We start from the raw sequence: 21035 nt of genomic DNA on the forward strand, positions 1-21035 counted from the left end.
CGTGTCGGCGAGTGGGCGTAGTATTCCTGCACCGCACCGGTGCGGCACGGGCCATCCGCCCGCCCGGTGCCCGACGACGGAGGTGGTCAGGTGACGGGCATCACGAGCACCGCGCAGCTGGAGCGGTTCCGCGAGCTGCTGCTCGCCGAGAAGCGCGAAGCCGAGGAGCGGCTCGCCTCGCAGAGCGAGGGCATCTCGGCGGTGCGCGACGCGCGGTCCGACGGCTCCGTCGACGACGAGCACGACCCCGACGGCCCGACCATGAGCCAGGAATGGTCGCAGCGCACCGCCGTGCTGCACGACGTCGAGCACGAGCTCACCGACGTCGACCGCGCGCTGGCCCGGATCGACGCGGGCACCTACGGCACGTGCGAGCGCTGCGGGCAGAAGATCTCGGTCGGCCGCCTCGAGGCGCGCCCCACCGCGACGCTCTGCATCGACTGCGCGCGCCTCGTGCGCTGACCCGCGCGGCGCGGGCGGGCCCCACCATCAGCCGATGCGCGGCCGTCGACCGGTCGACTGCGCGGCGACGGTCACCGGATGGCTCGCATCGACGTGCCCTCATGTGAGGGCGCGCTCACACGAGCCATCCGCAAGCTCTGTCGCCGTCAGGCTCGCGCCGAGGCGCCGAGCCCGGCAGCGAGCGGATGGCGCGTCAGCGCGCCACGACGTCGAGCGTCTGCCGCGCGATCTCGAGCTCCTCGTTCGTCGGCACGACGAGCACGTCGGTGCGCGACTCGTCCGTCGAGATGCGGCGCGCCTCGCGGGAGCGCGCAGCGTTGCGGTCGGCGTCCAGCTCGACGCCGAACCCCTCGAGGCCGGCGAGTGAGCGCCGGCGCACCGCGGCCGCGTTCTCGCCCACCCCGGCGGTGAACACGATCGCGTCGACCCGCCCCAGCTGCGCGGCGTACGCGCCCACGTACGAGCGGATCCGGTGGCAGTAGACCTCGAGCGCGAGCTCGGCGCGTGCGTCGCCCGACTCCGCCGCGCCGACGAGGTCGCGCATGTCGGAGTGGCCGCCGAGGCCGAGAATGCCGCTGCGCTTGTTGAGCAGGTCGTCGACGCCGTCGACGTCGAGCCCGGCTCGACGCTGCAGGTGCAGCAGCACCGCCGGGTCGAGGTCGCCCGAACGCGTGCCCATCACGAGGCCCTCGAGCGGCGTCATCCCCATGCTCGTCTCGACCGAACGCCCGCCGTCGACCGCGCATGCCGAAGCGCCGTTGCCGAGGTGCAGGACGACCAGCTTCAGCTCCTCGACCGGGCGGCGGAGGAACGCCGCCGCGGCGCGCGAGACGTACCGGTGGGATGTGCCGTGGAACCCGTAGCGACGTACGCGGTGCTTCTCGGCGACATCCCGGTCGATCGCGTAGGTGTACGCCGCGGGCGGCATCGTCTGGTGGAAGGCGGTGTCGAACACCGCGACATGCGCGACGTCGGGGAACGCGCGCTCGGCGGCGACGATGCCCGCGAGGTTCGCCGGGTTGTGCAGCGGCGCGAGCACCGACAGCTCGTCGATGTTGATCTTCACGAGCTCGGTGATGACCGTCGGCTCGAAGAAGCGGGCTCCGCCCTGCACCACCCGGTGCCCGACGGCGACCGGCGCGTGCGACTCGAGCGACGGACCGCGCTCGGCGAACGCGCCGAGCATCCACGAGAACGCCGCGTCGTGATCGGGGATCGCGAGCTCGTCGCGGAACTCGGCGCCCGCGCCATCCGTGTGGGTCGCCTGCCCCTCGGGCTGCCCGATGCGCTCGACCAGTCCGGTCGCGAGCGCTTCGCCCGCCTCGACGTCGACGAGCTGGTACTTGAGCGAGGACGAACCGGAGTTGACGACGAGGACGTTCGTCATGCGGAGGCGCCCGGCCTCGATACGCGACCATCGGGTGCTGCTCGACCACCGGAGAACGCCTCCTCGAGCTGCTCGAGCGGGCCGGCGCCATGGGTCATGCCGTCGTCGGCCGCCGCCTGGATCGCCGTGATCGCCACCGTGTTCACGATGTCCTGTACGAGCGCCCCGCGCGAGAGGTCGTTGACGGGCTTGTTCAACCCCTGCAGCACCGGGCCGATCGCGACCGCACCGGCCGATCGCTGCACCGCCTTGTACGTGTTGTTGCCGGTGTTGAGGTCGGGGAACACGAAGACGGTGGCGCGCCCCGCGACATCGGACTCGGGCATCTTCGTGCGAGCAACCGCCGCATCGGCGGCCGCGTCGTACTGGATCGGGCCCTCGACGGGCAGCTCGGGCGCGCGCTCGTGAACGAGCTCGGTCGCTCGGCGCACCTTGTCGACATCGGCGCCGGTGCCCGACTCCCCCGTCGAGTACGACAGCATCGCGACCCGGGGCTCGATGCCGAACTGCGCGGCCGTGGCCGCCGACGAGATCGCGATGTCGGCCAGCTGCTCGGCCGTCGGGTCGGGCACGATCGCGCAGTCGCCGTACACGAGCACCCGGTCGGCGAGCGCCATGAGGAACACGCTGGAGACGACCTCCACCCCCGGCTTGGTCTTGATGACCTCGAACGCGGGCCGGATGGTATGCGCGGTGGTGTGCATCGCCCCGGAGACCATGCCGTCGGCCAGGCCGAGCTCGACCATCATGGTGCCGAAGTACGAGACATCCTGCACGGTGTCGCGCGCCTGCTCGAGCGTCACGCCCTTGTGCGCACGGCGGCGCTGGTACTCGTCGGCGAAGCGGTACACGAGCACGTGGTCGTGGTTGGAGAGCACCGTCGCCTTCGAGATGTCGAGGCCCAGGCCGATCGCGCGCGAGCGGATCTCGATCTCCTCGCCGAGGATCGTCAGGTCGGCGACGTCACGGGCGAGCAGCGTGGCCGCGGCGCGCAGGATGCGGTCGTCGTACCCCTCGGGCAGCACGATGTGCTTGCGCCGCTCGCGTGCCCGCGCGAGGAGGCCGTACTCGAACATGAGCGGCGTGACGACGTCGGTCGTGGCCACGTCGAGCCGGTCGAGCAGCGCCGCGCCATCGACGTGCTTCTCGAACAGCGCCAGCGCCGTGTCGCGCTTGCGCTGCGACTCGGCCGCGAGCCGCCCGCGGGTCGACGTGATGGCGAGCGCCGTGTCGTACGTGGTGAGCTCGGTGCGCACGATCGGCAGGCTCGCCTTGAGGCCCTCGATGAGCCGCTCGACCGTCTCGGACACCGGGAACCCGCCGTTCAGCACGATGCCCGAGATCGACGGGAACGTCGCCGACGCGTTCGCCGTCAGCACGCCCAGCAGCACCTCGCTGCGATCGCCCGGCACGATCACGACCGACCCCTCGATGAGCCGCGCCAGCACGTTCTCCATCGACATCGCGGCGATCACGACGCCGAGCGCCTCGCGCTCGAGCAGCTCGGGATCACCCGCGTACAGCGTGCCGTCGACCGCGTGCATCACGCTGCGCACCGACGGGGCGACGAGGTACGGGTCTTCGGGAATCGCCCAGACGGCGACGGATGGCGCGGGCCCGACGCCCTCCTCGAGGCGAGCGGATGGCGCGACGTGCGCGGCCCCGCCGGCCGCCGACCGCAGGGCCTCGACGATCTGGTCGAGCCGGTCGGGGTCGGCCCGGTTCGCCACGATGCCCAGCAGGGTCGCGTGCTCGCGCTCGAGCTCCTCGATCGCGAGCTCGGTGAGCTGCGCGAGCTCGTCGGGCGTGCGCGCGTCGCTGTAGCCGAGGCGCTCGCTCGCGCCCCGGCCGTGCGGCACGCGACCGCCGACGGCGAGCAGCACAGGCGCCCCCAGGTTGGCCGCGATGCGCGCGTTGAAGGCCAATTCGGTCGGGCTGCCGACATCGGTGTAGTCGGACCCGATCACCACCACCACGTCGCAGCGCGACTCGACGGCCTTGAAGCGGCGCACGATCGTGGCGAGCGCCGCCTCGGGATCGGCGTGCACGTCTTCGTACGTCACCCCGATCGCGTCGTCGTAGCCGAGCTCGATGACGCCGTCGTGCGCGAGCAGCAGCTCGAGCACGTAGTCGCGCTCCTCGGTCGAGCGGGCGATCGGACGGAACACCCCGACGCGGATCGCGCGCCGACTCAACGTGTCGACCGTGCCGAGGGCGACGGTGGACTTGCCCGTGTTGCCTTCCGCGGAGCAGATGTAGATGCTGTGCGCCACGTCCGCCAGCCTATTGGGCGCCTCGCATGCCGGGCTGGGAATCCCGGGCGAGTGCGGCGCCGCCCGCCCGCCGGCGCGACATCCGTCAACTGCCCCTACGATCTGCAGGAGAATCCGCGATTCACATGACCGAATCACGCGTCGGCTCCTGCACTTCGCCGGATCTCCTGGAGACCCGATCCGGGGCCGAATGGCGCGACGAGCGGATGTCGCGACCCACGCGGTTCGCGAGGGTCGCGCGCTCGGGTAGACTGACGGACGGCTCCTCGCGTGGCGCCATCCAGGCCAATTCCCCCAGGGCGGAAACGCAGCAAGGGTAACCGGGCTCTGGCGGGTGCGCGAGGGGTCCCAGGAGGATTCGCCTAGTGGCCTATGGCGCACGCTTGGAAAGCGTGTTGGGTGAAAGCCCTCGGGGGTTCGAATCCCCCATCCTCCGCCGATTGAAGTAGCCCTCGAGCGCGCCGCGAGCGCTGCTCTGCGCACGTGAAATGACCCCCGAACGGGCGTGGCCGCGAACGTGCAGATCCGCAAGGATGCGCCCAGCCCGGCTCGCAGCGCAGCGGAGCGGCCCTCCCGCCCTCGCCGCACGAGAAGGGGGGCACCATGCCCGTATCCACCATCCGCCGCGGCATCCTGGCCGCCGCAGCCGTCGTCGCGTTCGCCGCGTCGGCCCTCGTCGCGTCGCCCGCGACCGCTCGCCCGCTCGAGAACCTCAGGTTCACCGAGGAGGAGACCGAGGTCGAGACCGACTTCTGCGATGCCGGCATCACCGTCACCAGGGAATCGACCCGCGAGGTCCACCTGCTCGGGGTCGCCCGCAAGCCCGGCACCGCGCCGTACTTCCAAGCCAATTTCTCGGTCGAGTCCTCGTTCACCAATGAGGACGGCGACGTCGTCTACGAGCGGATCCGAGGCATCGAGAAGGACCTGAAGATCACCGACAACGGCAACGGGACCATCACCATCCTCGTCCTCGCAACCGGGAACGCGGCGGTGTACGACGAGTCGGGCAAGGCGATCGCGCGGAACCCGGGTCAAGTGCGCTACGAGGTCCTCATCGACACGAACGACACGATCTCCGACCCGTCCGACGATGAGTTCATCGAGTTCCTCGGCCTGGTGAAGGGGTCGACGGGTCGATCCGACGACTTCTGCGAGGGGGCGCTGTCCGTCCTCGGTTGAGCTGCGGGCATGTCGGCTGACCGATGGGCAGTTCAGCAGGCTCGAATCGGAAACCGTCGTCCGCAGGCGCATCCGCGTCCCGAACGCAAGTCCTCCTTAATGCCGAATGGCGGCGGCGGCCCCCTCGGCAGATCATGGATCCGATGTCAGCGGCAGCAGCGGTGAAATTCGGGAGTGGGGACGCAGGGGGCTCCCACACCGTTGCTGCGTCGGCAGGGGGCAGGGGCCTCAGGGTGCACACCCTGAGGCCCCGCCGCACCCTCGCGAGGACCATCGGTCTGCCGGTGCTCGCGCTCGCACTGCCGCTGCTCATCACGGTCGCGTGGGTGATGCGCCCGCTCGGGCCCACCGCCGTGGCCGCGTCCGTCCTGATCGCGACCACGCTCGGGACGCTCGCGCTCGTCGCCTGGGTGCGCTACCAGCGCACCGAGGCGACGGTGAGCCCGCACGGCATCGTCGAGCGCGGCTTCCTCGGCCGGATGCACAGCGTCGCCCGCCGCGACATCGCCGGCGTGCTCCGCATCGACACCTACCGGGGCGACACGCTCGAGACGGTGCGCCAGCTGTTCGTCGTCGACCACGAGGGCCGGTGCGTCTTCCGCATGCGCGGCACCTTCTGGGATGACGCGTCGATGGACCTCGTCGCCGACATCCTCGGCGTCGACGAGATCGTGCGTCCCGAGCCGGTCACGATGGCCGAGCTGCGGTCGACCGATCCAGCGTTGCTGTACTGGTTCGAGGGCCACGGGCTGCGCCGTCGCTGACGCGCGAGCGGATGTCGCGACCGCCGTTCACCGCGTCGCGATGCCGAGCAGCGGCGCGTCGGGCCGGCTCGACGGCAGCTCGTGGAACCCGAGCCGCTCGTAGAACGCGCGCGCTCGCGCGTTCGCCGGATCGAGCCCGAGGTGCACGGCCGGCACGCCGCGTTCGGCGAGCGCCGCGCGCAGCGTGTCGATGAGGCGTCGCCCGAGCCCCTGCCCCTGGTAGTCGGGCAGCAGGTCGATGTGCAGGTGCGCGGGGTACTCGTCGAGCTCGGGGATCCGCAGGCGCTCGGCGTCGCCACCGTCGGCGATGAGCTGCGCTTCGGTGTACGACGGCTCGTGGGCCGTCGGCGGGCCCGGCATCGGATGTCGCGCGCGGAAGTCGGGCGCCCACTCGCGCGCGTACCAGTCGATGAAGGCCGCGGTGTCGGCGACGCCGAGCACGTAGCCGCCCACGCCGGAACCGGCGATCCCGCCGTCGACCACGAACGCCAGGTCGGGCGCGTACTCGACGTACGGGAGCGCGTACACCTCTGGCATGAGCGCGTCGTCGCTGTAGACGCCGGTCGCGTCGCCGCCTCCGGCGGCCGTCAGCAGGCAGATGCGCGCGACCGCGTCGCGGTCGGCCGGGCGGTACGGGCGGATGGTCGGCGTCGCCGCCTCGGCCGGCGCCCGCCCCGCGGCATCCGTCATCGCCGCTTGGCCATGCCGAAGAGCCCGGTGAGCACCTGCCCGATGATCTTCTGCGTCTGCTTCGAGCCGAGCACCTGCTCGAGCGCCGACCGCTCGGGCGTGCGGGATCGCGAACGCGCCGTGCCCGAGGTCTTCTTCATCACGCGGTCGTACTCGGCCTGCGCCTTCTTCTCGGCCTTCTCCTGATCGGCGCGGATCTTCGCCTGCATCTTCTCGTACTCGGCCTCGGCCTCGGCCCGCGACTTCGCCGCCTCGGCCGCGTCGGCGGCGGCCGCGGCATCCGCCATCTTCTTCGTCAGGAGCTCGTGCGCGGACTCGCGGTCGATCGCGGTGCCGTACTTCGCCAGCAGCGGGGATGCCGCGACCGCGGCGTCGATCGCATCGTCGGGGCTCGGCGACATCGAGGCCTGCGGGGCGCGCAGTCGCGTCCACGCGACCGGGCTCGGTGCCCCCTTCTCGTTCATGACCGTCACGATCGCCTCGCCGGTGCCGAGCACGGTGAGCGTCTCCTCGAGGTCGTAGCCGGAGTTCGGGTAGGTCGACACGGTCGCGCGCAGCGCCTTGGCGTCGTCGGGCGTGAACGCCCGCAGCTGGTGCTGCACGCGCGAGCCTAGCTGCGCGAGCACATCGCCCGGCACGTCCTTCGGGGTCTGCGTCACGAAGAACACGCCGACGCCCTTCGAGCGGATGAGTCGCACGGTCTGCACGACCTGCGCGAGGAACTCCTTCGAGGCGTCGCGGAACAGCAGGTGCGCCTCGTCGAAGAAGAACACGAGCTTCGGCTTGTCGAGGTCGCCCACCTCGGGCAGGCCGCCGTAGAGGTCGGCGAGCAGCCACATGAGGAACGTCGAGTACAGCGCGGGCTTGTCGGCCACGCCCGGCACCTCGAGCAGGCTGATGATGCCGCGGCCGTCGGCGGCGGTGCGGAGGAATTCGGCCGTGTCGATCTCGGGCTCGCCGAAGAATACGTCGGCGCCCTGGTCGGCGAACGCGATGAGCTCGCGCAGGATGACGCCCACGGTCGCCTTCGACAGCCCCCCGAGCCCCTCGAGCTCGCCCTTGCCCTCGTCGCTCACGAGGTAGGCGAGCACGGCGCGCAGGTCGTCGAGGTCGAGGAGGGCGAGGCCGTTGGTGTTCGCGTAGTGGAAGACGAGGCCGAGGCTCGACTCCTGCGTCTCGTTGAGGCCGAGCACCTTGCTGAGCAGCAGCGGCCCGAAGCCCGAGATCGTCGCGCGGATCGGCACGCCACGGCCGACGCCGCCGAGGGAGAAGAACTCGGTCGGGAAGCTCGCGGCGCTCCACGCCTGCCCGATGCCCTCGGTGCGCCTCAGGAGCTTCTCGCTGGACTCGCCCGGGGTCGCCACGCCGGAGAGGTCGCCCTTGATGTCGGCCGCGAACACGGCGACGCCGTTGGCGGCGAGCTGCTCGGCGAGCACCTGCAGCGTGCGGGTCTTGCCGGTGCCGGTCGCGCCGGCGACGAGGCCGTGCCGGTTCGTCATCGCGAGCGGGATGCGCACCGGCACGTCGGGCATCGCCTCGCCGTTGACGAGCGCCCCGATCTCGAGTGCCGGGCCCTCGAACGCGTAGCCGGCGCGGATGCGTTCGACGTCGGCGGCGGCCAGGGGCCCGGCGGGCGCCGCGGCCGATGAGATGGGGGCGGATGGCGCGGCCGCGCCATCGGTCGCCGCCTCGGCCGCCTGCTGGGCCGCGGCGGCGGCCTTCGCGAGCGCTGCGGCCTCCTCGGCCTTGCGGATCGCCTCCTGCGCGTGCTGCTGCAGCGCCTCGGCTGCTGCCGCGGCGGCCGCGGCCGCCTCTTGTGCCCGCTTCACCGCGTCGTCCGACATGGGGCCGATCCTATCCACGGCGTCCGACGCCGGGCGGGATACTGGGTCGGATGAGCGATCTCGGACCGGTCGATCCCGGACACGCGGCCGACCTGGCCTGGCTGCGGCGCTGGCGGCTCCACCCCGAGGGCGACGTCATCACCACCCCGTGGAGCACCCTCATCCCCGTCAGCACCGAGGACGGCGCGCCCGCGATGCTCAAGCTCGCGCGCCAGCACGAGGAGGAACGCGGCACCGACCTGCTCGTCGCGCTCGACGGGCACGGCGCCGCTCGCGTGCTGCGCCGAGACGGCGGGGCGATGCTGCTCGAGCGCGCGACCGGGTCGCGCGACCTCGTCGAGATGGTGCGCGAGGGCGGCGTCGGGGACGACGAGGCGACCCGGATCCTGTGCTCGGTCGGGCGACTGCTGCACGCCGAGACGGAGCGCGTGATGGCGCTGCCCACGCCGCCCCAGCTCATCGACCTCGAGACGTGGTTCGAGCAGCTCTTCGCGCACGCCGACGACCTCGGCCCGCTGCATCGCGCCGGTGCGTCGCTCGCGCGCCGGCTGCTCGACGAGCCGGGCGACCCCGTGATCCTGCACGGCGACCTCCACCACGCCAACGTGCTCGACTTCGGCGAGCGCGGCTGGCTCGCCATCGACCCGAAGGGCCTGGTCGGCGACGCCGAGTTCGACGTGTGCAACGTGCTGTGCAACCCGCACGAACGCGCGCTCGTACCCGGGCGACTGGCGCGGCAGTTCGAGGTCGTGGTCGAGGCGACGGGCTTCGCCCCCCGCCGGCTGCGCGACTGGCTCGTGGCGTGGTGCGCGCTGTCGTCGACGTGGTTCGCACTCGACGACGATCCCGAGCGCGCCGAGACCGTCGCTCGCATCGGAGAGCTGGCGGCCGGGCTCGACGGGATCGCGCAGCACTGAACTTCCGGTCGCCGCTTCGGGTGCGCGATACCCCCTGGGTATCGTCTGGTAGAATCGTCGGATGGCTTCCGTGAACATCACCCACGACACCATCGAGAGCACCGTCCGAGACAACGACATCGTGCTCCTCGACTTCTGGGCCGAGTGGTGCGGCCCGTGCCGCATGTTCGGTCCCATCTTCGAGCGCGCCTCCGAGCAGCACGCCGATGTCGTCTTCGGCAAGGTCGACACCGAGGCCGAGCAGGCGCTCGCGGCGGGCTTCCGCATCACCTCGATCCCCACGCTCGTCGTCTTCCGCCAGGGCATCATCGTCTTCGCCCAGCCCGGCGCCCTGAACGGCGCCCAGCTCGAGCAGGTCATCGAGGGCACCAAGGCGCTCGACATGGACGACGTCCGTCGCCAGATCGCCGAGCAGCAGGCGATCGCGTCGCAGCAGGCGTGACCGGCGCGCCGGGGGCGGGCGGGCCGACGGTCCCCCGAGCCGTCCCGGGCCGCGCGTACGCTGGCGGTATGACGGATGCCGCGCTCATCGGTCCGGTCGGGGCACCCGACCTGCACGTGATGACGTTCAACATCCGTCGGCGCGTTCCGCGATACCGCCCCGGCAGCCCCGACGACTGGGGGAAGCGGCGGCGACTCGTGCGCCGGCTCCTCGCTGCCGAGCAGCCGACCCTCCTCGGCGTGCAGGAGGCGCTCGCCGACCAGGTCGAGACGGTCGCCGACGGGCTCGGCGACCGCTACCGATGGGTCGGCACCGGCCGCGATCCGTCCGGACGCGGCGAACGCTGTCCGATCTACTACGACGCGACGCGACTCGAGCTGACCGCGTGGCGCCAGCTCGCGCTCTCCGCGACGCCCGACCTGCACGGCTCCCGTTCCTGGGGGAACGTGACGCGGCGCATCCTCGTGACCGCGGAGTTCACCGACCTCGCCACGGGCTCTCGGCTCATGGCCTTCAACACCCACCTCGACCACCTCTCCTGGCGGTCGCGGCTGCACTCGGCGCACATGATCGTCCGGCTCGCGCGAGCCGCCCGGGCCGCCGATCCCGCCGCTGCCGTCGTCGTCACCGGCGACCTCAACGCCCACGAGCAGTCCGCGGTGCACCGCAGCCTGGTGAGCGACGGCCTGCACGACGTCTGGGACGAGGCCGGCGAGCGGGTCACGCCCCAATGGGGCACCTATTCGGGATATCGTCGGCGCAGGGTCGGCGGCCGGCGCATCGACCACATCCTCGTCGACGACGGGGTCGAGGTGCTGCGAGCCGGCATCAACGCCACGAGGTTCGAGGGCAGCGCGCCATCCGACCACGAACCGGTCCAGGCGGTGCTGCGGCACCGGCAGACCGGCGAGGCGGACGGCCCGGGCGCAGCGGAAGGGGACGGATGATGCACGAACTGCTCGCGAACGTGCGGCGGCGCCCCGTCGGGGCGGGCGAGCTCGTCGCCGACGGATTGCGCGTCATCGCGCTCGCCTGCATCGTGGTCGCCGGCATCGGATGGGGGCCGATGGGTGCGGTGAGCCTCGCGCTCGTGAGCGGCGGAATGCTGCTGCCTCGCGCACTCGGCGTGCGACCCGCGTTCGACATCGCGTTCGGCGTGGTCGCGCTCGTGTCGGTCTGGAGCAGCGTGACCGACCTGTACGTGACGGTGAAGTGGTGGGACCTGCCCATGCACTTCCTCATGAACGGACTCGTCGCGGCGGTCGCGTACGTGCTGTTCGAGCGGCTCCGCATCGTCGCCGACGCCGAGACGCTGCCGCACCCGACGCTCTCCCGCGCGGTCGTGACCACGTCGGTCGGCCTGGCGTTCGGCGCCCTCTGGGAGATGTTCGAGTGGTTCGGCAAGAACTTCATCGACGGCGAGATCTTCGTCGGCTACACCGACTCCATCGGCGACCTCGTGCTCGGCGGGCTGGGCTCGCTGCTGGCCGGCCTCGCGCTCCCCGTACTCATGGCGCACCCGCACCGGGTCACCGCCGACGCCGGGGCTGAACGGCAGGCGGCGGCCGCATCCGACGGCCCGCCGGCGCGCCCGGTGGCCTGACCTTCGGGCGCCTCTCCACCGCGGAAGGGAACCTCATGCGCGACCTCCTGGCGAACCTGCGCCGACGCCCGCACGGGTCGGCCGAGCTCGTCGCCGACGGCCTGCGCGTCCTCGCCGTGGCCTCCATCGTGGTCGGCTGGATCGGCTGGGGCGCGAAGGGCGCCTCGAGCTTCGCGGTCGTGAGCGTCGCCATGCTGCTGCCGCGGGCGCTCGGGGTGCGGCCGGGCTTCGACATCGCATACGGCGTCATCGCCCTCGTGTCCACCTGGAGCAGCGTGACCGACCTCTACGGAACGGTCACGTGGTGGGATCTGCCGATGCACTTCCTCATGACCGGGCTCGCCGCCGCGGTCTGCTACATCCTCCTGGTGCGGATCCAGGTCATCCCGGATGCCGCGACGCTTCCCCGACCGCGGCGCTCGTACACGATCCTCACGACGACGATCGGCGCCGCGCTCTCCGCGCTCTGGGAGATGTTCGAGTGGTTCACCACGACCTTCCTCGACCCTGCAACCGTGCTCGGCTATCGGGACACCGTCTCCGACATGGTCGTGGGCACCCTCGGATCGCTCGTCGCCGGGCTGCTGCTGCCGGTGCTCGCCGCGACGCCGCGAACGGCCGTGCCACCGGCGGGCGCCCAGGAACGTCCCGCCCGACCCGTCGGCTGACGCGACCTCGCCCGCGTCAGCTCGGGGTGATCGTCACCGGCGCGCTGCCGGCCCAGTCGCGTACGAGCTCCTCGCGCACGTGCACGCCCGTGCCCGCGCCATCCGGCACCCGCAGCTGCCCGCGGTGCTCGCCCGATCCGAGCACGAACGGCTCGGTGAGGTCCTCGGCGAAGTACCGCGCCGACGCCGACGTGTCGCCCGGGAGCACGAACCCCGGCAGCGCCGCGAGCGCCACGTTCGCGGCCCGCCCGACGCCCGTCTCGAGCATGCCGCCGCACCACACGGGAACCTCCCGGTCGCGGCACGCGTCGTGCACGCGCAGCGCCTCGAGGTAGCCGCCCATGCGCCCGGGCTTGATGTTCACGATGGCGGTCGCGCCGCGCTCGATCGCATCGACCGCCGTCGTCACGTCGAGGATCGACTCGTCGAGGCACACCGGCGTCTCGCAGGCCTCGGCGAGCCGGGCGTGCGTGGCCAGGTCCTCCTCGGCGAACGGCTGCTCGATGAGCAGCAGCTCGAACGGGTCGAGCCCCGCGAGCAGCGGGATGTCGTCGGCCGTGTAGGCGGTGTTCGCGTCGACCTGCAGCATCGCGTCGCGACCGAGCAGTTCGCGCACCGCGGCGACCGGCACGAGGTCCCAGCCCGGCTTGACCTTGAGCTTGATGCGCCGGTAGCCCTCCTCGACGTAGCCCGTGACCTCGTCGAGCAGCTCCTCGAGCGTCGGGGCGATGCCGACCGACACGCCGCAGTCGACCCACTCGCGCACGGCGCCGAAGCACTCTCCCATCGACCGGCCCTGCGCGCGCAGCTCGGCGTCGAGCACCGCGGCCTCGAGCGCGCCCTTCGCCATGCGGTGGCCGGCGACGAACGCCAGGGTCGGGGCGACGGATGCCGCGAGCGGCACGCTCGCGATCGACGCGGCCGCACCGCCCGCGGCCGCCTGCGCGCGGGGGTCGTCGACGTGCTGCTCGCGGTCGTCGACGAAGATGCCGGCGGAGTGCGCCGGATCCTCGATGAGCACGCCCGACACGTGCCCGTCATCGACGACATGGTGCGGTGCGGGGCGCCGCAGGAGAGCGGGTGCCAGGTAGTGCTCGATGACGGCTGCCGCGCCCGCGACGTACTCGGACGAGTAGAACGGGTCGCGGCCTGCCACGCACTCGCCCCAACCGTCGCCCCGATCGGTGCGCACGCGGACGAGCAGCACCTCCCGAGCGGTCTCACGGCCGAACGACGTCTCGAACGGCCGCACCAGCGGCACCTCGAGCCGGTGCAGCTCGATCGCCTCGATCTTCGGCGTCGTCGCCGTCGTCATGGTCGCCTCCTGGTCGTCACCCGCTGTCCCCAGTCTGGCGCAGGGCCGTGCGGCGCGCCCGGCCGAATCGAGAAGTCGCGGATGCACGGCTCGACCGTGCAGACGCGACGTCTCGCGAACGGAGCTCCGCCGGCGGCCGGACCGCGACGAGGTCAGAGTCCGACCCGCTCCAGGTAGGCGTTGCGAAGGCGCCCGGCCGGGTCGAAGCGGGCGCGGAGCGCGGCGAAGTCGTCGAATCGGGGGTACCGGCGCCGAAGCTCGTCGGCCGGCAGCGTGAACAGCTTGCCCCAGTGCGGCCGCGCCGTCGGGGGCAGCGCAGCCTCGATCGCGGGAAGCAGCGCCTCGACGGCCGGCTGGTCGGGCACCCACGTGAAGTGGAGGCAGACGACCTCCGTACCGTAGGCGGGGCTCAACCACAGGGAGTCGGCGGCGACCGTGCGCACCTCGCACACCTGCAGCAGCGGCGCGATGCGGTCCGCGAGCGAGCGCACCGCCTCGATCGCGGCGACCGCGTCGGCACGGGGCACGAGGTACTCCGACTGCAGCTCCTCGCCCGCCGAGGGCGTGAACTCGAGGCGGAAGTGCGGCAAGCGCTCGAACCACGGGCCCGGTTCGCCGAGCTGCGCGGTGCTGGCATCGGCCGGCATGCCCAGGATCGGATGGCGCGGCACCGACGCCGGCCGCGCGCCGAGGCGCTCCACGATCGCGCGACGGGGCTCCGCGACATCCGCCTCGATGGGCAGCCGCTGCTTGACCCACAGCTGGTCGGCCGTCTCGGCGTCGGACCATCGCGTGAAGATGCTCACGCTCGTGCCGAGCGAGGTCGTCGCGTCGAGGTCGGCGAGGATCGCGTCCCAGCGGGGCGCCTCGTGCACGGTCTGCGCGACGTCGTACGTCGGCTCGACGTCGAGTTCGAGCGCGAGCACGACGCCGAGCGCACCGAGGTGCACGACCGCACCGTCGAAGTCGGCGTCGCCGCGCTGCAGCGAGCGCACCTCACCGTCGAGGGTGAGGAACGAGATGGCGCGGACGGCGCTCGCGAGCGAGCCGATCTGGTCGCCCGATCCGTGCGTGCCGGTTGCGACCGCGCCCGCGACCGAGATGTGCGGCAGCGACGCGAGGTTCGCCAGGGCGAGTCCGCGTTCCTGCAGGCGCGGCGCGACATCCCCGTACCGCAGGCCGCCGCTCAGCCGGACGACCCCCGGCGCACCGCCCGCGTCGACCTCGGCGGGCAGCCGATCGGTCGCGATGAGCGTGCCGTCGGTGTCGGCCAGGTCGTTGAACGAGTGCCTCGTGCCGAGCACGCGGATCGGCCCGTCGCCGCTCAGCGCCTCACGCAGCTCGTCGATCGACGACGGGTGCACGATGCGCCTCGCGCGGTACTCGAGGTTGCCCGCCCAGTTGCGTTCCATGGTCCTCACTCTCGCATGCTCGTGGTCTGTGGCCGCGCCGCACGGTGGGTGTCAAGCGGGTGGTGGCGCCGTGGAGTCCCTGAGGATCAGGGTCGCGGCGAGGTCGAGCCGGGTAGGCTCGGCTCCACGCTGGTCTTCCAGGCGGAGCGCGAGGCGCGTGGCCGCGATGCCGAGTTCGCGCAGCGGCTGGTGGACGGTCGTGAGCCTCGGCGACGACGAGGTCGAGACCGGTTGATCGTCGTACCCGACCAGGGAGAGGTCGTCCGGGATGCGCAGTCCGGCGCGCCGGGCGGCGTTGAGGACGCCGAGTGCCTGCATGTCGCTTCCGGCGAGGATCGCGGTGGGCCGGCTCGCCGATCGGAGCAGGTCGAGGGCGACCCGCTCCCCGGCCTGGGCGTCGAGCTCAGCGAAGCGGGCCCAGCCGTCCGGCACGGGCAGACCGGCCAGGTGCATCGCCGAACGGTAGCCGTCGAGGCGCGCATGCGACCCCACCACCGATTCCGGTCCTCCGATCGCCGCGATACGCCGATGGCCGAGGTCGATGAGATGGCGCGTCGCCGTCACCGCAGCCGACCAGTGCGCGACGCCGATCGCCGGGATCGAGGGGTCGGCCGCATCCGCCGGTTCGACCACCACGACCGGGATGTCGCGCGCCCGGAGCGTCTCGCGCACCGCAGCGGCGACCCCCGCGTAGACGATGACGGCGGCGGGCCGGTGCTCGAGCACCCCTTCCAGCCACGCCTCGTCGCCGGCACCCGCGCGCCCGTCCCCGCTCACCGTGAGCGTGAGCGAATGGCCGGCCGCAGCGGCCGCCTCGCGCACGCCGTCGATCACCTCGAGCGAGAGCGGACCGTGGAGATCGGGTAGGACGAGCTCGATCGCCCGGCTGCGCCGTCCGATCCCGCGCCGCCGATAGCCGCTGCGGAGGAGCAGTTCCTCGACGCGCGCCCGGGTGCCCGGCGCGACATCCGAATGGCCGTTCAGCACCTTGGACATGGTGGTGAGCGACACACCGGCCTCCGCGGCGAGAGAGGCGAGCGTGACGCGCGACTCATCGGCCATGCGCCCACCCGGGCGGCAGGCGGAACGATCGCATGCGCCCCGGCCACTCGATCGATCGCGAGGGGCGCACGCGCCTCACCCCTGCGTTGCTGCGCGGCCGAGGATGGCGGCGAGCGGCTCCCGCACCCGGGCCGCATCGAAGGAGAACGCGTCGGCGAGCCGCTCCCCCTCGTCCGGACCGACGCCCTCGAAGGCCCGAGCGAAGTCGTCGACCATCGCCTCGGCGAGCATCACGTGCCGGATGTGTCCGTGGATCCATCGCCGCGCCCCCCATGGATACGGTTGGAAGTCGGGGAACTCCGTCTCGAACAGCTCCTCGATGGGCTCGAGGATGCGCCGGACGCCCTCGTCGGTGGAGCCCCAGGAGTCCACCCCGAGCCGCGCCTTCTTCTCCAGGACCGGTGCGATGCGGCGCAGGTACGGCGAGTCGGGGTCGGCGTGGACGAGACCCTGCAGGCCGATGTCCTTGAAGGTCCACAGCGCCCAGCTGGCGTCGTGCCGTCGGTAGATCTCGAGCTGGTCCTCCAGGAGCCGGTAGCGCTGGGCGTCGCGCTCCGGGTCGCCGGTGTACACGGGCCCGAACTCGCCGACCCAGATCGGCGTCCCCGTCTCCCGCATGTACGCCGTGCGCTCGAGGAACGTCTCCTCGACCACGTCGCGATCCACGAAGCGCCCCCGACTGACACCCGGATAGGGCCCGCCGTCGACGAAGCCCGGCAGCGCGTAGTCGTGCGCGGTGTAGACGCAGTTCGGCATGGGATCGCCGAGCTGGTCGAACTGGGTCGAATACCGGTTCCCGTCGAGGAACAGGATGTGATCCGGGTCGACCGCGCGGATGGCCGCCTCGAGCCGCTCGTAGAACGGACGGATGGCGTCGCCGTGGGCGTCGGCGGGCTCGTTCACGGGGTTGTATCCCGCGACCCACGGATTGCCGCGGTAGTGCTCGGCGATGTGCTCCCAGAGGTTCACCACCCGGTCCTGGAACTGCCGCTGGCCCCAGAAGTGCGCCCACTGCGTGGGGTTGTCGCTGTGCCAGTGCTGGTTCTGCGCGCCGGGAAGTGCGTGCAGGTCGAGGATGGTGTAGATGCCGTGCCTGGCGCACGCGTCGACGACCGAGTCCAGCAGCCGGAATCCCTCCTCCTTGATGACGAAGGGGGCGTCGTCGTCCTCGAAGTGCCGGTAGTTGAACGGCACGCGCACCGAGTTCATTCCGAGGCCGGCCAGGAAGGCGGCATCCGCGTCGGTGAAGAACACCGAGAGGAACCGGTCGAAGAACCGACGGTACCCCTCATCGCCGAGCACGCGTCGCAGCGCCCGCCGCTGCTGCGACTCGGTCGCGGGGTAGCCCGTGATGAAGTTCTCCATGTTCATCCAGCCCCCCAGGCCCAGCCCGGTGAGCACGACCGGCGTCTCGCCGGACATGATGCGCGTTCCGTCGACGCGCAGGATGGCCCCGGCGTTCATGCGAGCGTGAGTGCGGACCACGAGACGGGCGGCAGTGTCACGGTCACCGCCCCCTCGGTCGTGCGGGCCGAATCGTTGTCGTGCAGGGCGACGCGATCGGGCGTCGACAGGGTGTTGACGGCATGGATGTCCTCGTCGCTGAGCGTGCGGAACGAACGGACGGCCAGCCCGTCCAGGATGCTCGTGTCGATCTCGAGCGAGACCTCCTCGTCGAGGCTGCGGTTCACCAGGAACACCGCCGTCTCGCCGGTCTCGGGGTCGTGCGTCGCGACCGCGTCGACGAGGGGCACCTCGCCGTAGAGTGCGGTGGCGTACGTGGGGCAGTCGAGCTTCAGCTCGAGGGTGACGCCCTTCGCGAGGGCGGACGTCACGGAGAACGGGAAGAACGTCGTCTGGCGCCAGGCCGGCCCGCCGGGCTCGGTCATGATCGGTGCGATGACGTTCACCAGCTGCGCGAGCGATGCGGATGTCACGCGATCGGCGTGCCGGATCAAGGAGATGAGCAGGCTTCCGAAGACGACGGCGTCGACGACCGAGTAGGCGTCCTCGAGCAGGCGCGGCGCGACCGGCCACTCCGTGACGTCGGTGATGCGGTCGACCTCGTTGTACCGCGACTGGTACCAGACGTTCCACTCGTCGAAGGAGATGTACATCGTCTTGTCGCTGCCGCGAGCAGCCTTCACGTGGTCGGCGGTCGCGACGACCGAGTCGATGAACCGGTCCATGTCGACACACGAGGCGAGGAAGCTGCCGTAGTCCCCGCCCTTCGGCTCGTAATAGGCGTGGCAGGAGATGAAGTCGACATCGTCGTACGTCTCCTCCAGCACGGTGCGCTCCCAGTGCCCGAAGGTCGGCATGTGGGCGCTCGAGCTCCCGCACGCGACGAGCTCGAGGTCGGGGTCGACCTGGCGCATCGCCCGGGCGGTCTTCGAGGCGAGCCGACCGTACTCCTCGGCCGTGCCGTGACCCAGCTGCCACGGTCCGTCCATCTCGTTCCCGAGGCACCACATGCGGATGTCGTGCGGCTCGGGCGAGCCGTTGGCGACGCGTCGATCGCTCAACGCCGTGCCGGATCGGATGTTCGCGTACTCGAGCACGTCGAGCGCCTCCTGGACCCCGCGCGTGCCGAGGTTGACCGCGTACATCAGGTCGCTGCCGACCTTGCGCAGCCACGAGGCGAACTCGTCCAGTCCCACCTCGTTGGTCTCGGTGGAGTGCCAGGCGAGGTCGAGGCGGCGAGGCCGCTCCTCGCGCGGCCCCACGCCGTCCTCCCAGCGATAGCCGGAGACGAAGTTGCCGCCCGGGTACCGGATGGTCGACACGCCCAGCTCGCGGACGAGCTCGATCACGTCGGCCCGGTGGCCCTCCGCGTCCGCGCTCGGATGCCCCGGCTCGTAGATGCCGTCGTAGACGCACCGGCCGAGGTGCTCCACGAACGAGCCGAACAGCCGGCGCTGGACCGGGCCCACGACGAAGTGCGGGTCGATCGTGAGATGTGCTCGCTTCATGAATCCTCATCACCTGTCGTGGACGTGGTCCCAGGGGCCGTGCCGCGGCCGGCGGTCGTCACTTGAGACTGCCGATCGAGAGCCCGCCCTGCCAGTACTTCTGCAGCGTCAGGAACGCGATGACCAGCGGGATCACCGAGACCAGCGACCCGAGGATGACGATGCTCCACAGGCTCTCTCCGCCCGCCGCGCCATACGTCGAGGCCGTCGCCTGCCACAGTCCGATGCCGACCGTCACGGGGAAGAGGCGGTTGTCGGAGAGCATCGCGAGCGGCAGGAAGTAGTTGTTCCACGACGCCACGACCGACAGCAGCAGCACCGTCACGATCGCCGGCCTGAGCATCGGAAGCGCCACCTGGAGGAACACGCGGAACTCCCCGGCGCCATCGACGCGGGCGGCGTCGAGGAGTTCGTCGGGCACCGCATCCCGGGCATAGACGGCCATCAGGTACACGCCGAAGGGATTGAGGAGCGTCGGCAGGATGACCGCCCAGATGGTGTTCGTCATGCCCGCCTGGGCGAAGAGCACGAAGGTCGGGATGACGAGTGCCGTCGACGGCACCATGACCGAACCCAGGAGCACGGCGAACCCGAGCCGCCGCCCGCCGAACTGGTACTTGGCGAAGCCGTAGCCGGCGAGCACCGCGAGCACCGTGGCGCCGACCCCGCCGACGATCGCGTACAGCGCCGAGTTGAACAGCCATTGGAGATAGATGCCGCCGCCGTAGGTGAAGAGCTGCTGGAGGTTGCCGAGGTAGTCGATGTCGTCCGCGAACCAGAGCGCGCTTCCGCCGCCGAACAATCCCGCCGAGGTCTTCGAACTGTTGACCACGACCCACCAGAAGGGCACGAGGAAGTAGATCATCAGGACGCCGAGCACGACCTGGAGCGAGACGTACCGCGTCGGACGGCGCGTCGTGCGAGCGATGCTGACACTCATGAGAGGAAGCTCCCTCGCTTGCGTGTGCTGAACATGAAGATGTAGACGCAGATGAAGACGACGGCGCCGAGTGCGAACGAGATCGCCGAGCCGTAGTTGTAGTTCGCCAACGTGAAGGCCTGCTCGTAGGCGTACATGTTGGGCGTGAAGTCATCGGGGATCGCCCCGGCCGCGAGTTGCTGGAGGATCTTCGGCTCGTTGAAGAACTGGAGGGTGCCGATGAGCGCGAACACGAGGATCAGGACGAGCGCCGGCGCGACCAGCGGGATCTTGATGCGCAGGATGATCTGCCACTGCGACGCACCGTCGATGCGAGCCGCCTCGTAGAGGGTCGGGTCGATCCCCTGCAGGGCGGCGTAGAGGATGATCATGTAGTAGCCGGCCCACTGCCAGGTCACGATGTTCAGCAGGCCGTAGAAGATCAGGTCGCTGCTGAGCAGATCCGGCCCCGTGGCTCCGAACGCGTCGAAGAAGTCGCCGATCGGACCGAAGTTCGGGCTGTACAGGAAGCCCCACATGAGCGCGCCGATGACGGCGGGGATCGCATAGGGCAGGAAGATCATCAGCCTCGAGAAGCGCGCGAACGAGGTCGTGACCACATCGAGGATGAGGGCGATCGCGAGCGAGATCGCCATCTGCAGCGGGATCAGGACGATGGAGAAGCTGATCACGAACCAGACGCCGTCCAGGAAGCTGGGGTCACTGAACGCCTTGGCGTAGTTCCCGAAGAGGACGAAGCGCGTCCCCCCGACGATCGACTTCTGGAAGAGGCTGAGGTACAGGGCGTACGCCAGGGGCGCGATGAGGAACGCCAGGAAGACGACGGCGAAGGGGGCGACGAAGGCCCACCCGGTGACATTGCGGCGGACGTCGCTCTTCGTGCGCGAGCGTCGGGCTCGTGGTGGGGCGGCGGCCTCTTCGATGAGATCGACAGTCATGGGAGATGCTCCGGATCAGGTGGAGGTGAACGGGAGGAGGCGGGGGGGGGGCCGGGGGGGGGGGGGGGGGGAGCCCCCCCCCCCTCCGCGGTGGCGTGCCTCTTTTCCCCCCCGCCCCCAAACTCCCCCCTGGGGGGGTGGTTTGAGTTTGGACCCATTGACCA

Annotated in this window: 19 protein-coding genes, 1 tRNA gene and 1 other RNA gene; 10 read left to right on the forward strand and 11 right to left on the reverse strand. The window is 71.2% G+C overall.

The genetic code is table 11. From position 1 onward, the window contains the following. Positions 1-90: 90 nt before the first annotated feature. The gene (locus ACZ4TW_RS17160; RefSeq protein WP_465544565.1) at positions 91-462 is read left to right on the forward strand and encodes a TraR/DksA family transcriptional regulator; all 372 of its coding nucleotides are present in this window, start codon (positions 91-93) and stop codon (positions 460-462) included. A gap of 193 nt (positions 463-655) precedes the next feature. On the opposite strand, the gene ACZ4TW_RS17165 is transcribed toward ACZ4TW_RS17160, so the two are convergent. Both ACZ4TW_RS17165 and pta read right to left on the reverse strand, forming a co-directional pair. Next, complete coding sequence (locus ACZ4TW_RS17165; RefSeq protein WP_465544567.1) at positions 656-1849, reverse strand: acetate/propionate family kinase; 1194 nt, start codon at positions 1847-1849, stop codon at positions 656-658. Continuing rightward, the gene (gene pta / locus ACZ4TW_RS17170; RefSeq protein WP_465544569.1) at positions 1846-4122 is read right to left on the reverse strand and encodes a phosphate acetyltransferase; all 2277 of its coding nucleotides are present in this window, start codon (positions 4120-4122) and stop codon (positions 1846-1848) included. Before pta ends, ACZ4TW_RS17165 begins: the two co-directional genes overlap by 4 nt. A gap of 257 nt (positions 4123-4379) precedes the next feature. Between pta and ffs the strand changes: the two genes are divergently transcribed. From ffs to ACZ4TW_RS17190, 4 genes are all read left to right on the forward strand, one after another. Then, positions 4380-4476: signal recognition particle sRNA small type (ffs, locus tag ACZ4TW_RS17175), an RNA gene on the forward strand. Then, a tRNA-Ser gene (locus ACZ4TW_RS17180) sits at positions 4474-4558 on the forward strand. Before ffs ends, ACZ4TW_RS17180 begins: the two co-directional genes overlap by 3 nt. 167 nt (positions 4559-4725) lie before the next feature. After that, a complete protein-coding gene (locus ACZ4TW_RS17185) occupies positions 4726-5304 on the forward strand; it encodes a hypothetical protein (RefSeq protein WP_465544571.1) in 579 nt (192 codons plus the stop codon). A gap of 233 nt (positions 5305-5537) precedes the next feature. Next, positions 5538-6068, forward strand: coding sequence for a hypothetical protein (locus ACZ4TW_RS17190; RefSeq protein ID WP_465544573.1), 531 nt, complete (start codon positions 5538-5540; stop codon positions 6066-6068). 27 nt (positions 6069-6095) lie between these two features. On the opposite strand, the gene ACZ4TW_RS17195 is transcribed toward ACZ4TW_RS17190, so the two are convergent. After that, the gene (locus tag ACZ4TW_RS17195) at positions 6096-6758 is read right to left on the reverse strand and encodes a GNAT family N-acetyltransferase (protein ID WP_465544575.1); all 663 of its coding nucleotides are present in this window, start codon (positions 6756-6758) and stop codon (positions 6096-6098) included. Then, complete coding sequence (locus tag ACZ4TW_RS17200) at positions 6755-8602, reverse strand: helicase HerA-like domain-containing protein (protein ID WP_465544577.1); 1848 nt, start codon at positions 8600-8602, stop codon at positions 6755-6757. The genes ACZ4TW_RS17195 and ACZ4TW_RS17200 overlap by 4 nt, the downstream gene beginning before the upstream one ends. A gap of 50 nt (positions 8603-8652) precedes the next feature. Between ACZ4TW_RS17200 and ACZ4TW_RS17205 the strand changes: the two genes are divergently transcribed. The 5 genes from ACZ4TW_RS17205 (at position 8653) to ACZ4TW_RS17225 (ending at position 12232) form a co-directional block, all read left to right on the forward strand. Beyond that, the gene (locus ACZ4TW_RS17205; protein ID WP_465544579.1) at positions 8653-9519 is read left to right on the forward strand and encodes an aminoglycoside phosphotransferase family protein; all 867 of its coding nucleotides are present in this window, start codon (positions 8653-8655) and stop codon (positions 9517-9519) included. 61 nt (positions 9520-9580) lie between these two features. After that, a complete protein-coding gene (gene trxA, locus ACZ4TW_RS17210) occupies positions 9581-9961 on the forward strand; it encodes a thioredoxin (protein WP_465544581.1) in 381 nt (126 codons plus the stop codon). 68 nt (positions 9962-10029) lie between these two features. Then, complete coding sequence (locus ACZ4TW_RS17215) at positions 10030-10908, forward strand: endonuclease/exonuclease/phosphatase family protein (protein ID WP_465544583.1); 879 nt, start codon at positions 10030-10032, stop codon at positions 10906-10908. Then, positions 10908-11564 (forward strand): DUF2238 domain-containing protein, encoded by a 657-nt coding sequence (locus ACZ4TW_RS17220; RefSeq protein WP_465544585.1) that lies wholly within the window; start codon positions 10908-10910, stop codon positions 11562-11564. Before ACZ4TW_RS17215 ends, ACZ4TW_RS17220 begins: the two co-directional genes overlap by 1 nt. A gap of 35 nt (positions 11565-11599) precedes the next feature. Further along, positions 11600-12232 carry a DUF2238 domain-containing protein gene (locus ACZ4TW_RS17225; protein ID WP_465544587.1) on the forward strand — a complete coding sequence of 211 codons (633 nt, stop codon included), beginning with the start codon at positions 11600-11602 and terminating at the stop codon, positions 12230-12232. Between the two features lie 16 nt (positions 12233-12248). Here the strand turns inward: ACZ4TW_RS17225 and menC are convergent, their stop codons facing one another. From menC to ACZ4TW_RS17260, 7 genes are all read right to left on the reverse strand, one after another. Then, positions 12249-13547 (reverse strand): o-succinylbenzoate synthase, encoded by a 1299-nt coding sequence (gene menC, locus ACZ4TW_RS17230; RefSeq protein ID WP_465544589.1) that lies wholly within the window; start codon positions 13545-13547, stop codon positions 12249-12251. A gap of 152 nt (positions 13548-13699) precedes the next feature. After that, positions 13700-14959, reverse strand: coding sequence for a D-arabinono-1,4-lactone oxidase (locus ACZ4TW_RS17235; RefSeq protein ID WP_465544591.1), 1260 nt, complete (start codon positions 14957-14959; stop codon positions 13700-13702). A gap of 51 nt (positions 14960-15010) precedes the next feature. Beyond that, the gene (locus ACZ4TW_RS17240; protein ID WP_465544593.1) at positions 15011-16021 is read right to left on the reverse strand and encodes a LacI family DNA-binding transcriptional regulator; all 1011 of its coding nucleotides are present in this window, start codon (positions 16019-16021) and stop codon (positions 15011-15013) included. A 75-nt stretch (positions 16022-16096) separates the two neighbouring features. Beyond that, positions 16097-17485 (reverse strand): glycoside hydrolase family 5 protein, encoded by a 1389-nt coding sequence (locus ACZ4TW_RS17245; protein WP_465544595.1) that lies wholly within the window; start codon positions 17483-17485, stop codon positions 16097-16099. Next, entirely contained in the window at positions 17482-18993 is a 1512-nt protein-coding gene (gene arfA / locus ACZ4TW_RS17250; protein ID WP_465544597.1) for an arabinosylfuranosidase ArfA, read from the reverse strand. The genes ACZ4TW_RS17245 and arfA overlap by 4 nt, the downstream gene beginning before the upstream one ends. 58 nt (positions 18994-19051) lie before the next feature. Further along, complete coding sequence (locus tag ACZ4TW_RS17255; RefSeq protein WP_465544599.1) at positions 19052-19933, reverse strand: carbohydrate ABC transporter permease; 882 nt, start codon at positions 19931-19933, stop codon at positions 19052-19054. Next, on the reverse strand, positions 19930-20871 hold the full coding sequence (locus tag ACZ4TW_RS17260; RefSeq protein ID WP_465544601.1) for a carbohydrate ABC transporter permease: 942 nt from the start codon (positions 20869-20871) through the stop codon (positions 19930-19932). The genes ACZ4TW_RS17255 and ACZ4TW_RS17260 overlap by 4 nt, the downstream gene beginning before the upstream one ends. Positions 20872-21035 lie beyond the last annotated feature (164 nt).

Source organism: Agromyces sp. NPDC029043 (assembly GCF_055564615.1).